Source organism: Pantoea sp. MBLJ3, from assembly GCF_000816655.1.
Lineage (GTDB): Bacteria > Pseudomonadota > Gammaproteobacteria > Enterobacterales > Enterobacteriaceae > Pantoea > Pantoea eucalypti.
The window spans coordinates 375,574-389,613 of the sequence record NZ_JSUT01000003.1 but is presented as its reverse complement, the minus strand read 5'-3'; the positions used below and the strand labels follow the sequence as shown (position 1 = coordinate 389,613).

The window sequence follows — 14,040 nt, the reverse complement described above, 5'->3', positions numbered from 1 at the left end:
ATTTCCTGGTGAGATTGTTTCCGGGCGTAAAAAGAGAACTGCCGCCAGAGCGGCGGCAGCGTTCTATCAGAAAAGATGCGGTCCATATCCCCACAGCACGACAGTTAATGCCAGTAACACTTCAAATACCAGCACGCCGATGGCCAGCGTTGAGCCGGAAAAGCGCAGACTCTCTTCGCGGTCGATATTCAGAAACAGGGGGATGCCGATATAGAGCAGATAGCCGGTGTAAAGCAGCGCCAGCGCACCTGCCAGCACACAGAGCCAGACCAGCGGATAGAGTGCGACAAGTCCGCTCAGGAACAGCGGCGTAGCGACGTAACCGGCAAAGACCGTACAGCGCTGAACGCCGGGACGCTGAGGGTAATCCCGCGCCATCCAGTGAATCACGCGTCCCATTACCGCCACGCCACCCAGAATAATCAGATAGAACAGAATGCCCAGCCCGATCCCGGTCGCCAGGTTAAGTTGCACATATTGCCCGTCGCCCAGATTCCAGCCCAGCTGAGTTGTTCCGATAAAGGCGCAGATCACCGGGATCGCCGCCATCAGCAGAACATGATGGGTGTAATGGTGCGATACGCTTTCATTCTCTTGCTTGATATGACGCATTTCCTGGTTCGGATGCGCCAGAAGTCCCCAGACATGGTTCATACAGTCACTCCTCTGATGCGATGGGCCGCCCGGTGATGCATGCGTCTTTGGGGGCAGCGTCTTCTCAAGTATAAACGGCAGTAAAACTTTCGTGGTGACCGGACAAAAAAACAGCGTAAATAAACCCCTCCATCGTGCACGGGCGGAAGGGAGGCCAAATCGCGTATAGACTGAAAGAAACCATCACCCAATGCACAGGGAGAGTCATTTTGCATCTGGATATCAACGCATTAATTACACAGTACGGCTATCTGGCACTTTTTATTGGCTGTATTGCCGAAGGGGAAACATTTACATTGCTGGGCGGCGTGGCCGCGCATGAGGGGCTGCTGCATTACGTGGGCGTGGTGCTGGCCGCGATGAGTGGCGGCATTGTCGGCGATCAGTTGCTCTACTGGGTAGGCCGCCGCTGGGGCACGCGCATCCTGCGCCGCTTTAAAAAGCATCAGGATAAAGTGGTCAAGGCGAACCGACTGATTAAACGCCGTCCCAGCCTGTTTGTGATTGGCGTGCGTTTTATGTATGGCTTCCGGCTGATTGGCCCAATTATTATCGGTGCCAGCCGCCTTAATCCAATGAAATTTTTCATTCTTAACGTTATCGGAGCGGCCATCTGGGCCGTGATTTTCGTGACCCTCGGCTATTTCGCGGGTGGCATCATCGCGCCGTGGCTGCACAAACTCGATCAGCATCTGAAACATCTGCTGTGGCTGGTGGGCGCGGTCATCTTTGCCTTTGTGCTGCGCTGGTTCATCCGCCGCTGGCATAACCGTCGGGCCGATCAGGAATAAATGAAATAAACAACGCCGTTGCCAGCAGGCGTCACTGGCAGTGAACGTCAGCAGGGTCGCCAGACACGCATCAGCGCCCGGGCACCCTGCTGACCACGTCGTCAGTTTCACCTTCCCTGTTCTACGCGCTTTCCCTTCCCTGCCTTATTCAACCTTACGTTAACCATCTGTGCCCAACCGAAGCCGCATCGAATAGCTCAGCTATAGTTAGCAGGGACACTGACAGGGAGATGAGAATGAGTAAGGTAAAACGTAAGATTGAAGACCACGGTGTCATTGGCGATTTGCGCACCTGTGCGCTGATCGCCAATGACGGCACCATTGATTATCTTTGCTGGCCTGAACTTGACAGCCCGTCGGTCTTTGCCGCCCTGCTCGATAGCGATGACGCCGGACTTTTCTCTCTGGCTCCTGACTGGCCCAATGCACGACGTCAGCAACTCTACCTGCCCGACACCAACATCCTGCAGACCCGCTGGCTGGATGATGAAGGCGTGGCAGAAATCACCGACTACATGCCGATTTGTGATGACAGGGATAAGATGCCGCGCCTGATCCGTCGGCTCAAAATGGTCCGCGGCAGTGCCACCTTTCAGATGCGCTGTTCGCCCCGCCACGACTATGCCCGGGCGCAGACCCGTGCAGAAGCGCATAATGGCTGTATCGACTTTCATGCTGAGGGCCAGCCGTCGCTGCGCCTTGCAGCCTCGGTGGTGATGACGCTGGAGGATGAGAGTGCGACAGCCCACTTCACGTTACAGCCCGGCGAATATGCGCAGTTCGAATTTGGCAGCGTGGATGATGCGCATATCGAAGCGCTGGCCACTGAACACTGCTTTGAAGAGACACTGAATTACTGGCGACACTGGAGCAGCCACAGCACCTATCAGGGACGCTGGCGTGAAATGGTGCAGCGTTCGGCGCTGGTCCTGAAGCTCCTGACTTCGTATCAGCACGGCTCCATTGCGGCGGCGGCAACGTTTGGTCTGCCTGAAGAACTGGGTGGCGAACGCAACTGGGACTATCGCGCCTCCTGGATCCGCGACGCGTCCTTCAGCATGTATGCGCTGATGCGGCTGGGTTATATCGATGAAGCTAAACACTTTACTCACTGGGTGGGTCGCTGCGTTGAAAACAGCCATCATGATGAGATGCGCCTGCAGGTGATGTACCGTCTCGACAGCGGCACTGAGTTGCATGAGATGGAATTACTGAATCTCTCCGGCTATGCCGACTCCCGACCGGTGCGCATCGGCAATGATGCCTGGCAGCAGACGCAACTCGATATCTATGGCGAACTGATGGATGCGGTCTATCTGGCCAACAAATATGGCGAGGCGATCTCTCAGCGCGGCTGGCAACATGTGGTCAAAATGATCGACTGGCTAAGCGATAACTGGGATCAGCCCGATGCCGGTATCTGGGAGATGCGCGGCGAACCGGAGCATTTCCTGCATTCACGTCTGATGTGCTGGGTAGCGATGGATCGTGCGCTGCGTCTCGGCATGAAGCGATCCCTGCCGATGCCTTACGAGCGCTGGGATCGGGCACGCCGTGAGATCCGCGAAGATATCTGGGCGAACTTCTGGAACAGCGAACGCGGTCACTTCTCTTCGACCCGGCATGGCGAATACCTTGACGCCTCCATGCTGCTGATGCCGCTGGTACGCTTTGTTGGTGCCACCGATCCGGACTGGATTGCCACACTGGATGCGATCAAAGCCAACCTGGTCAGTGATGGTATGGTGAGGCGTTACAATACGCATGAGACGCCCGCCGACGGTCTTAAAGGATCGGAAGGCTCGTTTGGCGCCTGCTCTTTCTGGTATGTCGAATGTCTGGCACGCGCAGGGCGGATTCAGGAGGCGCATTTTGAATTCGAGAAGTTGCTGAGCTACGCCAATCCGCTGGGCCTTTATGCCGAGGAGTTTGACAGTCACGGCCATGCGCTGGGGAATACACCGCAGGCGCTGACACATCTGGCGTTGATCAGTGCCGCCTTTTTCCTGAACCGCAAACTCAGTGGCGAACAGACGCAGTGGCAACCTTAATCGGTGGTAACCCCGGAAAGCCCCATTTTTACCCTCCTGATTCACGGAAATGCGCTAACATCCGCGCTGAAATTACGTAAAGTATTGCAGGGAGGTTAAAATCCCGATTCACAACGTCAGTTTAATGAACATATAATGCGCAGCAGGTCACATTGGCCAGCATGAATTCGACACACTGAACAGCCTGAAATATGGCGATAAAGAATTGTAAAATATGAAAATCATTCGCGCTTTCGCTTCAATCGCACTGGCTCTGGCGGCGTTCAGCCAGTCAGCCTTTGCTGTGGTTTACCCGTTGCCGCCGGCCAACAGCCGTCTGATCGGGGAAAATATCGAAATTACTGTTCCTGAAGACAGCAAACTGCCGCTGGAAGCTTTTGCGGCACAGTACCAGATGGGCCTCAGCAATATGCTGGAAGCCAATCCGGGCGTTGACGTTTATCTGCCAAAGGCTGGCAGCAAAATGATCATCCCACAGCAGCTGATCCTGCCTGACGCACCGCGTGAAGGCATTGTGATTAACAGCGCGGAGATGCGTCTTTACTACTACCCGAAGGGCAGCAAAACCGTCGTGGTTCTGCCAATTGGTATCGGTGAACTGGGTAAAGATACGCCGATCAGCTGGACTACCGCGGTAGAACGTAAGAAAGATGGCCCGACCTGGACGCCAACCAAAGGTATGCATGCGGACTACGCGGCTCGCGGCGAAACGCTGCCAGCGGTGTTCCCGGCAGGCCCGGATAACCCAATGGGCCTTTACGCGCTTTACATTGGTCGTCTCTATGCGATTCACGGCACCAACGCCAACTTCGGCATCGGCCTGCGCGTGAGCCATGGCTGTGTGCGTCTGCGTGCTGACGATATCAAATGGCTGTATCAGAATGTGCCGGTTGGCACACGCGTACAGTTCGTTGATCAGCCCGTGAAAGCGACTGTAGAGCCGGACGGTTCACGTTATGTGGAAGTGCATAACCCACTGTCGACCACTGAAGAGCAGTTCAACTCACGTGAGCTGGTGCCGATTACCCTGACTCAGGCCGTGAGCAAAATTGTGGTTGATGCCAGCGTGAATCAGGATCAGGTTAATGCCGCGATTCAGAGCCGTACCGGTATGCCAGTAAAAGTGAATGGTGTGGAAAACAATGTCCAGACTGCGCCTGTTCCGGTACCCGAAAATTCACAGGCTGCTCCTCAGGAAGAGCCAATGACGCCGGTAACGCCACAGGGTGCAAGCAGCGATGCTACTCAGCCGCAGCAGCCAGCCACTGAGCCAGCTGCACCTGCCGCGCCGGTAACACCTGCAGCGCCAGCAGCAGCGGCAAATACCAGCTCGTAATTGTCACTCTGCCTTCTGAAGCCAGCGCCTGTCGCTGGCTTTTTTATTGCCTGCATAAAGGCAAATTGACGAATATTTCTCCTCTCCTTCCCCACGTGACCATCATTAATCTGTCATATAAAGCGCGTATCACACTCCGTTAACCCGATGCATATCAGCATCCGGCATCAGCCATATGAGGTACACCATGAGCGAAAACAGTCTCTCCTCCTCATCAGCCCAGGGACGGCCCGATTTCAACGGCAAGGGCAGTCGCTTCAGCAAGCCGCTATTTTTTATTCTGCTGGTCGCCGGACTGGCCTTCGCCGGACTCAACCTGGTCAATGACGTCGAACAGACCAATATGCCGGTCACCAGCTATCTGCCGTTCTTTCTGCTGGGACTGGCGTTGCTGATTGCGCTCGGCTTTGAGTTCGTCAACGGTTTCCACGATACCGCCAATGCAGTTGCTACAGTGATTTACACTCACTCGCTCACGCCCGGCGTCGCGGTGGTCTGGTCCGGTTTCTGTAACTTTATGGGCGTGCTGCTCTCCAGCGGCGTGGTTGCATTTGGCATTATCTCGCTGCTGCCGGTCGAGCTGATCCTGCAGGCCAGCAGCGGCAACGGCTTCGCCATGGTCTATGCGTTGCTTTTCTCCGCCATTATCTGGAATCTCGGCACCTGGTATTTCGGCCTGCCGTCGTCGTCGTCGCATACCCTGATTGGCTCGATTATTGGCGTCGGGGTTGCCAACGCCATGCTGCACGGGCGCAGCGGTGTGAGCGGCGTAGACTGGGATCAGGCGCTGAAGGTGGGCTACGCTCTGCTACTGTCACCGGTGGTCGGCTTTGTCTGCGCCGGGCTGTTGCTCTGGGTAATGAAGATCTTTATCCGCAATCGGCAGCTTTATCAGGCGCCAAAAAGCGATCAACCACCACCGGTCTGGATTCGTGGCCTGCTAATCCTGACCTGTACCGGCGTCTCATTTGCGCACGGCTCCAACGATGGGCAGAAAGGGATGGGGCTGATTATGCTGATCCTGGTCGGTACCATGCCGATCGCCTACGCCCTCAACCGATCGCTGCCTGCCGATCAGATCCCACGCGTAGCCGCGCTGACTGAAGTGACCGCGCATCAGCTGTTGCAGCTGCAACCGGCGACGGCGAACCCGCCGGCGGCCCGCGACGTGCTGACCGGCTTTGTCGGCAGTAACCAGATGAATGCCGATGTGTTGCCGGCGCTGGCGAGGACGCTGAACGAGGTAGGCGATCAGATTCGCCGTTACGGCTCCATGGACAATATTCCTGCTCAGGCGGTGACCAACACCCGCAACCAGATGTATCTGGCCTCAGAGTCGATTAAGCATCTGCAAAACACGAAAGTTGCAATGCCACAGGAGACGGAACGCAACCTTAAGGCGGTGAAAGCGGAACTCGACAGCGCCACCCGCTTTATCCCGATGTGGGTGAAAGTGGTGGTGGCGATTGCGCTGGGTCTTGGCACCATGGTGGGCTGGCGCAGAATTGTGGTGACAGTGGGAGAACGAATTGGGAAAACGCACCTGAGCTATGCGCAGGGTGCCAGCGCCGAACTGGTGGCGATGATGACGATAGGCGCAGCGGATGGCTTTGGCCTGCCGGTGTCGACTACACATGTGCTGTCGTCTGGCGTGGCAGGCACCATGGCGGCCAACCGCTCAGGTCTGCAGTTTTCAACCTTGCGTAATCTGGCTGTCGCCTGGATATTAACACTGCCGGTTTCTATTCTGCTTTCCGCCCTGCTCTACTGGCTGTTTACCCATTTCTGATGCATCTCTGGCTCACCACCAGTCAGGGGGTGAGCCAATGCTGACCATAATCAGGCGCTGAGCCGTTGTTGCCCATAGAGCCGCAGCGTAATCAGTAATGCGCCCAGCACCATCATCGCAGCAGCCAGATAAACCGACTGCATTCCCCAGTGTCCGATAAACAGTCCCGCCACCGGGCCGGTTAAACCCAGCCCAAGATCGAGGAAAGCGGAATAGGTTCCCAGCGCCGAGCCCTGATCCTGACGCTCAACCCTTTTTACCGCCTCAACACCCAGCGCCGGAAAGACCAGCGAAAAACCGCTGCCGGTCAGGAATGCGCCCACGCCCACCAGCCAGGCGCTATCCGCCTGCCAGATAATCAGCAGTCCCAGACACTCCAGCAGAAAAGAGAATAGCGACACACGCAATCCACCAAAGCGGGTAATAAAGCGACCAAACCCCAGCCGCACCAGCACAAAACCCAGGCTGAACAGCGTTAGCGCATAGGCTGCGCCCTGCCAGTCACGACTGGCAAAATAGAGGGTAATAAAGGTCGCGATGACGCCAAAACCGATCGTGCCGAAGCCCAGCGCCAGACCATAAAGCCAGACGCGGGAGAAGACGCGGTGAAACGGAATGCGCTCGCCGACGCTGACGGTGACCGACGGTTTGCGGCTGGCCATCAGATAACCGGCGACGCCCATCAGCGCAATCAGTCCGGCAAATCCACTCATGCCAAATTGATTGTTGAGCAGCACGCCCAGCGGTGCACCCACAGCCATCGCCAGATACGTGGCGACACCGTTCCAGGAGATGACGCGCGCGGTCTGCAACGGCCCGACGATATTCATGCCCCACAGCGTAGAGCCCGTGCTGCTGAAGCTTTCGCCTACCCCGAGAAACAGTCGCCCGATAGCCAGCAGCGCCAGACTCAGCCACGGCCAGCTGCTCAGCATTGCGGCCACGATAGTCAGCACCCCGCTCATGCCGCAGCAGAGCAGTCCCAGCATCACCACCCGTTTTGGCCCCAGCCGATCGGCCAGACGGCCCGACTGCGGACGACTGAGCAGCGTCGCAAAATATTGAATGCTGATAATCAGTCCGGCAATAAAGGAGCTGAAGCCAAGATGATTTTTGACAAAGCCCGGCAGTACGGCCAGCGGCAGTCCGACGGAGAGATAACAGAAGAAAGTGAAGATAATAACGGAGAGGATTCGTTTGTTGAGCTGGCTGTTGCTCAGTACAGCGGTGTCAGACATAGCAGGCTAGTGGTATAGGAAATTTTGCCCACTATACCGTCAGGTCGCGAAGGGGTCGCCTGATTTTTTATCACAAACCGTGAACAATCGCGTGACGATCGATTGCCTGCGCAATATCGCCGGAGTTTTTTAACGCGCGGATTTCACTGAATAAGCCATCGGCTTCGCCATAGGCTTTGCGCAGATAACCCAGCCACTGTTTGATACGCGCCACGTGATAGAGGCCGGTATCGCCCTGCTTCTCCAGCCGGCTGTACTTCTGCAGTAACCGCACCACATCCGTCCAGGACATCGGTGGTTCGTTGTATTTCACCACCCGGCTCAGGTTGGGGATGTTCAGTGCACCACGGCCAATCATTACCGCACTGCAGCCCGTCACTGCCATACAATTTTGCGCGCTTTGCCAGTCCCAGATCTCGCCGTTGGCAATCACCGGAATGCGCAGCCGCTGACGAATCTCGCCAATTGCCTGCCAGTTGATCGCCTCTGCGCGATAGCCTTCTTCTTTGGTCCGCCCATGCACCGTCAGCTCGCTGGCTCCCGCCTGCTGAACCGCATCGGCAATCTCCAGACTGCGGGCACTGGAATCCCAGCCGAGCCGCACTTTTACCGTTACCGGTAAATCCGCAGGGACGGCTTCACGCATCGCTTTCGCGCCGCGATAAATCAGATCGGGATCTTTAAGAAGGGTCGCGCCGCCTCCGCTGCCGTTGACCAGTTTAGAGGGACACCCACAGTTGAGATCAACACCCCAGGAACCCAGCTCCACCGCGCGTGCGGCGTTCTCGGCTAACCATTCGGGATGCTGCCCCAGCAGCTGCATACGCACCCGCGTGCCTGAAGGCGTGCGGCTGGCGTTATGCAGTTCGGGGCAGAGACGGTAGAAAGATTTTACCGGCAGCAGTTGATCGACCACGCGCAAAAACTCAGTGATGCAGAGATCGTAGTCGTTCACTTCCGATAACAGCTGGCGCACCAGTGAATCCAGCACGCCCTCCATCGGCGCCAGTAAAACCCTCATACTCAGACGTTACCGGTACGCTTCGCGGCTGCCGGACGACGTGGACGCGACGCGGGCTTATCGCCCTGAGGCGCGGCCTGGCTCTGACGACGCGCCTGAGGACGCTTGTCGCCGGATGAAGATGAACGCGATGCGCCTGCACCCTGTCCGCCCTGACCACGACCCCGGCCGCCGCCACCTGCACCGCCGCGAGACTGCTGCTGACGACCATTAATGATCGGCTCCGCTTTGATGCTCGGATCGGGTTCATAACCTTCAACGGCCAGACGCGGGATTTCACGCTTCAGCAGACGCTCAATATCACGCAGCAGTTTATGCTCATCGACGCAGACCAGCGACAGTGCGACACCGGTCGCGGCTGCACGACCTGTACGGCCAATACGGTGAACATAATCTTCGGCGACGTTAGGCAGCTCGTAGTTCACGACGTGTGGCAGCTCTTCAATATCCAGGCCACGGGCCGCGATATCGGTCGCAACCAGCACGCGAATGCCGCCTGACTTAAAGTCGGCCAGCGCACGGGTACGTGCACCCTGGCTCTTGTTGCCATGAATGGCTGCAGCACTGATGCCATCTTTGCCCAGTTGCTCGGCAAGGTGGTTCGCGCCGTGTTTGGTACGGGTGAAGACCAGCACCTGCTGCCAGTTACCTTCGCCAATCAGCTGCGACAACAGTTCACGCTTGCGCTTCTTATCAACGAAAGCGACCTGCTGCGCAACCTGCTCAGAGGCGGTATTGCGGCGAGCCACTTCAATCATTTCCGGATTGGTCAGCAGTTTCTCAGCCAGACCTTTAATCTCATCAGAGAAGGTGGCAGAGAACAGCAGGTTCTGACGTTTCGCCGGCAGGCGCGCCAGCACACGACGGATATCATGGATAAAGCCCATATCCAGCATGCGGTCCGCTTCATCCAGCACCAGAACTTCGACCTGTGACAGGTCAACGGCATTCTGTTGCGCCAGATCCAGCAGGCGGCCTGGTGTTGCGACCAGAATATCAACGCCGCCACGCAGCTTGACCATCTGGGGATTGATGCTGACACCACCAAACACCACCATCGAACGCAGCGAAAGATACTTGCTGTAGTCGCTGACGTTTTCACCGACCTGCGCCGCGAGTTCACGGGTTGGGGTCAGGATCAGGGCGCGCACCGGGCGACGACCGCGGATTGGCGTGGCAGTGGCAGAGAGTTTCTGTAACAGCGGTAAAGTAAAGCCGGCCGTTTTGCCGGTGCCGGTCTGGGCACTCGCCAGCAGATCGCGGCCAGCCAGCACCACAGGAATTGCCTGGCGCTGGATAGGTGTAGGTTCGCTGTAGCCTTGTTCGGCGACCGCGCGCAAAATATCGGCACTCAGGCCGAGAGAGTCAAAAGACATTACGTGATTTACTCCGGTCCGCTCTGGCCGTGATTCACGGTGTAGTTTTCAGAGGGATAATGACGCCAGCTGGGGCTGACGCGTGAAAAGGGCACAAACTACGATGCGTAAGCGAGCGAGTGTATCAGCTTTATAGACAGTGTGCGAGATAGCTCACATTTACTGACACAACTTAACCGCCTGAAAACAGGAAGGCCACCTTCCGGTGGCCTTCAACTTAACTACGTTTGTTTTCGATTCGCCGCGGCGGCTCTTTCGCCAGCAGCGAGACCAGCGCCGGACCCAGCAACATCACTACGCCGAGACAGGCCAGCAGCAGGTTGTTGTGGTAAATTCGCGACACCAGGAACAGTGTCATCATGGCAGCGCCAAAGTAGTAAGTGGTGGTCGCTTCTTCAAGATAATCGCCGAGAGTACGTAAACGTGGGATGCGCTGTGTTACCAGCATGGCAACAAAAACCAGTGCATACATCGCCACCAGCGTACTGCAGACATCAACCAGAGCCTTGTGCTTCCAGCCCCAGATCAGCGCAGCGATCACCAGTAAATGCATAGCAATATGCAATAACGTTTGACCCGTGATGATTTGAATACGATTAGACCATTTCATTCAGTTCTCCTGGCAGACCCAACAGGTCGCCCAAGTGCTACCGGCAGAAGCCGGAAACGATTTCCTCAATGTAAAACAATTTTCGGATAACGCCCTAATTATTGCCCTCTTTCACCACCCATTTGTGACAAAGACTACACTTTGATTCTGATGATGATGAAAAGGAGTGCGTCGCGAGTATGCCACAAAACACGCAAGGATTTTCAATAAAAGTCCTGACGATCAATACACACAAGGGTTTCGCCCCGTTTAATCGCCGATTCATCCTGCCCGAATTACGCGACGCCGTTCGCGCAACAGAGGCGGATGTGGTCTTTCTCCAGGAGGTAATGGGCACGCATGCTATTCATGCCCTTAATCATGAGGCGTGGCCCGATTCTCCGCATTATGAGTTTCTGGCCGACACCATATGGAACGATTTCGCCTATGGGCGAAATGCGGTCTATCCGGAGGGACATCATGGCAATGCGGTGCTGTCACGCTTCCCGATCACCGAATATGAAAACCGGGATATCTCGGTGGCAGGCAGTGAAAATCGCGGCATGCTGCATTGCCAGATTGCCCTGCCTGAACCGCACGGCACGCTGCATGTCATCTGCGTACATCTGGGTCTGAAAGAGGCGCATCGTCACGCGCAGATGAAGAAAATATGTGAAATGGTTAACTCGCTGCCGCGCGACGCACCGGTCGTCGTGGCGGGTGATTTCAACGACTGGCAGCGACGCGCTAACTCAATTTTAAAACAGGGTGCGGGTTTGAAAGAGGTATTCAGCATGAAAACCGGACGCCCGGCGCGGACCTTTCCGGCACGCTTCCCGATCCTGCGACTTGACCGCATCTATGTGCGCAACGCCACGGTCAGTCATCCGTGGGCGCTGCCACGTAAACCCTGGTCACATCTGTCGGACCATGCACCGCTGGCCGTGGAGATCCACCTATGAATTTTAGCTGGCAGGAAGGCAACCGGCTGCTGTTGCTGGAAAATGGCGAAGCGTTTTTCCCGCGCGTCTTTGGCGCGATTCAGCGGGCAGAACGCACGGTATTAATTGAAACCTTTATTCTGTTTGAGGATGAGGTAGGCAACGCTCTGCACCGTGAGCTGCTGGCTGCGGCACAGCGCGGCGTGCGGGTTGAAGTGATGGTCGATGGTTATGGCTCCGCTGAACTCTCAGATAAATTTGTGAACAGCCTGACCAGCGCGGGCGTACGTTTCATCTATTACGATCCCCGTCCGCTGGTGATGGGGATGCGCACCAACGTATTTCGCCGTCTGCACCGCAAAACCGTGGTGGTGGATGATGTCGTCGCCTTTGTGGGCGGCATCAACTTTTCGGCTGAACACAACACCGATTATGGCCCGGAGGCAAAACAGGATTACTCAGTGCAGGTCAAAGGCCCGGTTGTGGCCGATATTGCCCGCTATCTGCAACAGGCGATTGGCAGCGAGCAACCTACCCGCCGCTGGTGGGGCTCGCGTTCTCATCGTCCGGCAGTGAACGCTACACCTGGCGATGCCCAGGTGCTCTATGTTTATCGCGATAACGACGAGCATCGCGACGACATCGAAGTGCATTATCTTGAGATGCTGCGCGAGGCGAAGCGGGATGTCATTATTGCCAACGCCTACTTCTTTCCTGGCTACCGGCTGCTGCGTGAGATGCGTAATGCCGCACAGCGTGGCGTCCGGGTACGCCTGATCGTTCAGGGCGAGCCAGATATGCCGATAGTAAAAGTGGGTGCGGAGCTGCTCTATAACTATCTGGTCGATGGCGGCGTCGAAGTGTATGAATATATTCGTCGTCCGCTGCACGGCAAGATTGCTGTAAAAGACGATCACTGGGCCACCGTCGGCTCCAGCAATCTCGATCCGCTCAGCCTCTCTTTAAACCTGGAAGCCAACCTGATCATTCACGATCATCCCTTTAATCAGACGCTGCGTGACAACCTCGAAGCGCTGCTGGCCAACGATTGCAAGCGCGTCCAGGAGGAGCACCTGCCACCGCGAAACTGGTGGCAACTGAGTAAAAGCGTGGTGGTGTTTCACTTCCTGCGCCATTTCCCGGCCATCGCGGGCTGGCTTCCGGCGCATACGCCCTTGCTGGCTCAGGTGAGTCCGCCGGTACAACCTGAAATGGAAACGCAGGATCGCGTTGAAGCTGATAATCCGGGAGCAAAATCCTGATGGCAAAAAAACATCCACGCTGGCAACTGGCGAAAAAAATCCTCACCGTACTGTTTTTCATCGCGGTGGTGGTTTTGCTGGTGGTTTATGCCCGCAAAGTGAACTGGGAAGATGTTTATAACGTCATCGTTAATTACAACCGTTTTGTGGTGCTGACCGCCGCCGGACTGGTGGTGCTGAGTTACCTGGTGTATGGCTGTTATGACCTGATTGGCCGCGCCTACTGCGGCCACAAACTGGCGAAGCGTCAGGTGATGCTGGTGTCGTTTATCTGTTATGCCTTTAACCTGACGCTGAGCACCTGGGTCGGCGGCGTGGCGATGCGCTACCGGCTTTACTCCAGACTCGGTCTCGATAGCGGCACCATCACCCGCATCTTCTCCCTGAGCATCGCGACCAACTGGCTGGGCTATATTCTGCTGGCGGGCGTGGTGTTCAGTGCCGGCATGGTCTCGATCCCCAGCGGCTGGTTTATCGGCGAGACCACACTGCGGTTGATTGGCGGGGTTCTGCTGGTACTGGTGGCGGTTTATCTCTGGGCCTGCGCTTTCTCAAAGCAGCGGCGCTGGACGGTAAAAGGCCAGACGCTGCAGCTGCCTTCGCTGCGCATGGCGCTGCTGCAGTTCGCAGTGTCCTGCGCCAACTGGATGGTGATGGGCGCGATTATCTGGCTGCTGCTGGGACGTGACACAGGCTATCCGATGGTGCTGGGCGTGCTGCTGATCAGCAGTATCGCGGGCGTAATCGTGCATATTCCGGCGGGTATTGGCGTGCTGGAAGCGGTTTTCCTGGCGCTGCTCAGCGGTCAGCACGTCTCGCATGGCACCATTATTGCGGGGCTGCTGGCGTATCGCGTGCTCTACTTTATCCTGCCGCTGCTGTTAGCGCTGGTGCTCTATCTGGGGCTGGAGAGTCGGGCGAAGCATCTGCGTCAGAAGAACGAACAGAAATTGCAGAAGTCGTAAAAAAAGGGAGGCGCAGATAATGCGCCT

12 protein-coding genes are annotated in these 14,040 nt (G+C 56.5%); 7 read left to right on the top strand and 5 right to left on the bottom strand.

Annotation, left to right across the window (positions count from 1 at the left end):
- Positions 1-66: 66 nt before the first annotated feature.
- A complete protein-coding gene (locus tag NP77_RS04945; protein WP_008925064.1) occupies positions 67-654 on the bottom strand; it encodes a Yip1 family protein in 588 nt (195 codons plus the stop codon).
- Between the two features lie 209 nt (positions 655-863).
- On the opposite strand from NP77_RS04945, the gene NP77_RS04940 reads away from it, so the two are divergent.
- The 4 genes from NP77_RS04940 to NP77_RS04925 all read left to right on the top strand — a co-directional run bounded on the left by NP77_RS04940 (position 864) and on the right by NP77_RS04925 (position 6,621).
- Positions 864-1,445: a DedA family protein gene (locus NP77_RS04940; protein WP_039659231.1), complete on the top strand. Its 582-nt coding sequence runs from the start codon at positions 864-866 to the stop codon at positions 1,443-1,445.
- Between the two features lie 236 nt (positions 1,446-1,681).
- Positions 1,682-3,496: a glycoside hydrolase family 15 protein gene (locus NP77_RS04935; protein ID WP_039659229.1), complete on the top strand. Its 1,815-nt coding sequence runs from the start codon at positions 1,682-1,684 to the stop codon at positions 3,494-3,496.
- A 214-nt stretch (positions 3,497-3,710) separates the two neighbouring features.
- A complete protein-coding gene (locus NP77_RS04930; RefSeq protein ID WP_039659227.1) occupies positions 3,711-4,832 on the top strand; it encodes a L,D-transpeptidase family protein in 1,122 nt (373 codons plus the stop codon).
- Between the two features lie 187 nt (positions 4,833-5,019).
- Positions 5,020-6,621, top strand: a complete 1,602-nt coding sequence (locus NP77_RS04925; RefSeq protein ID WP_003851818.1) for an inorganic phosphate transporter — start codon at positions 5,020-5,022, stop codon at positions 6,619-6,621.
- Between the two features lie 50 nt (positions 6,622-6,671).
- On the opposite strand, the gene NP77_RS04920 is transcribed toward NP77_RS04925, so the two are convergent.
- From NP77_RS04920 to NP77_RS04905, 4 genes are all read right to left on the bottom strand, one after another.
- Positions 6,672-7,859: an MFS transporter gene (locus NP77_RS04920; RefSeq protein WP_008925062.1), complete on the bottom strand. Its 1,188-nt coding sequence runs from the start codon at positions 7,857-7,859 to the stop codon at positions 6,672-6,674.
- Positions 7,860-7,929: 70 nt separating this feature from the next.
- Positions 7,930-8,880: a tRNA dihydrouridine(16) synthase DusC gene (gene dusC, locus NP77_RS04915; RefSeq protein WP_003851824.1), complete on the bottom strand. Its 951-nt coding sequence runs from the start codon at positions 8,878-8,880 to the stop codon at positions 7,930-7,932.
- A gap of 2 nt (positions 8,881-8,882) precedes the next feature.
- Complete coding sequence (gene rhlE, locus NP77_RS04910; RefSeq protein ID WP_003851827.1) at positions 8,883-10,256, bottom strand: ATP-dependent RNA helicase RhlE; 1,374 nt, start codon at positions 10,254-10,256, stop codon at positions 8,883-8,885.
- A 217-nt stretch (positions 10,257-10,473) separates the two neighbouring features.
- On the bottom strand, positions 10,474-10,866 hold the full coding sequence (locus tag NP77_RS04905) for a YbhQ family protein (protein WP_003851829.1): 393 nt from the start codon (positions 10,864-10,866) through the stop codon (positions 10,474-10,476).
- Between the two features lie 179 nt (positions 10,867-11,045).
- Between NP77_RS04905 and NP77_RS04900 the strand changes: the two genes are divergently transcribed.
- The 3 genes from NP77_RS04900 to NP77_RS04890 are packed head-to-tail and all read left to right on the top strand — an operon-like array spanning position 11,046 to position 14,013.
- Positions 11,046-11,807, top strand: a complete 762-nt coding sequence (locus NP77_RS04900; protein ID WP_039659225.1) for an endonuclease/exonuclease/phosphatase family protein — start codon at positions 11,046-11,048, stop codon at positions 11,805-11,807.
- Positions 11,804-13,048 (top strand): cardiolipin synthase ClsB, encoded by a 1,245-nt coding sequence (gene clsB / locus NP77_RS04895; protein ID WP_003851832.1) that lies wholly within the window; start codon positions 11,804-11,806, stop codon positions 13,046-13,048. Before NP77_RS04900 ends, clsB begins: the two co-directional genes overlap by 4 nt.
- Positions 13,048-14,013: a lysylphosphatidylglycerol synthase domain-containing protein gene (locus NP77_RS04890; RefSeq protein WP_003851834.1), complete on the top strand. Its 966-nt coding sequence runs from the start codon at positions 13,048-13,050 to the stop codon at positions 14,011-14,013. The genes clsB and NP77_RS04890 overlap by 1 nt, the downstream gene beginning before the upstream one ends.
- Positions 14,014-14,040 lie beyond the last annotated feature (27 nt).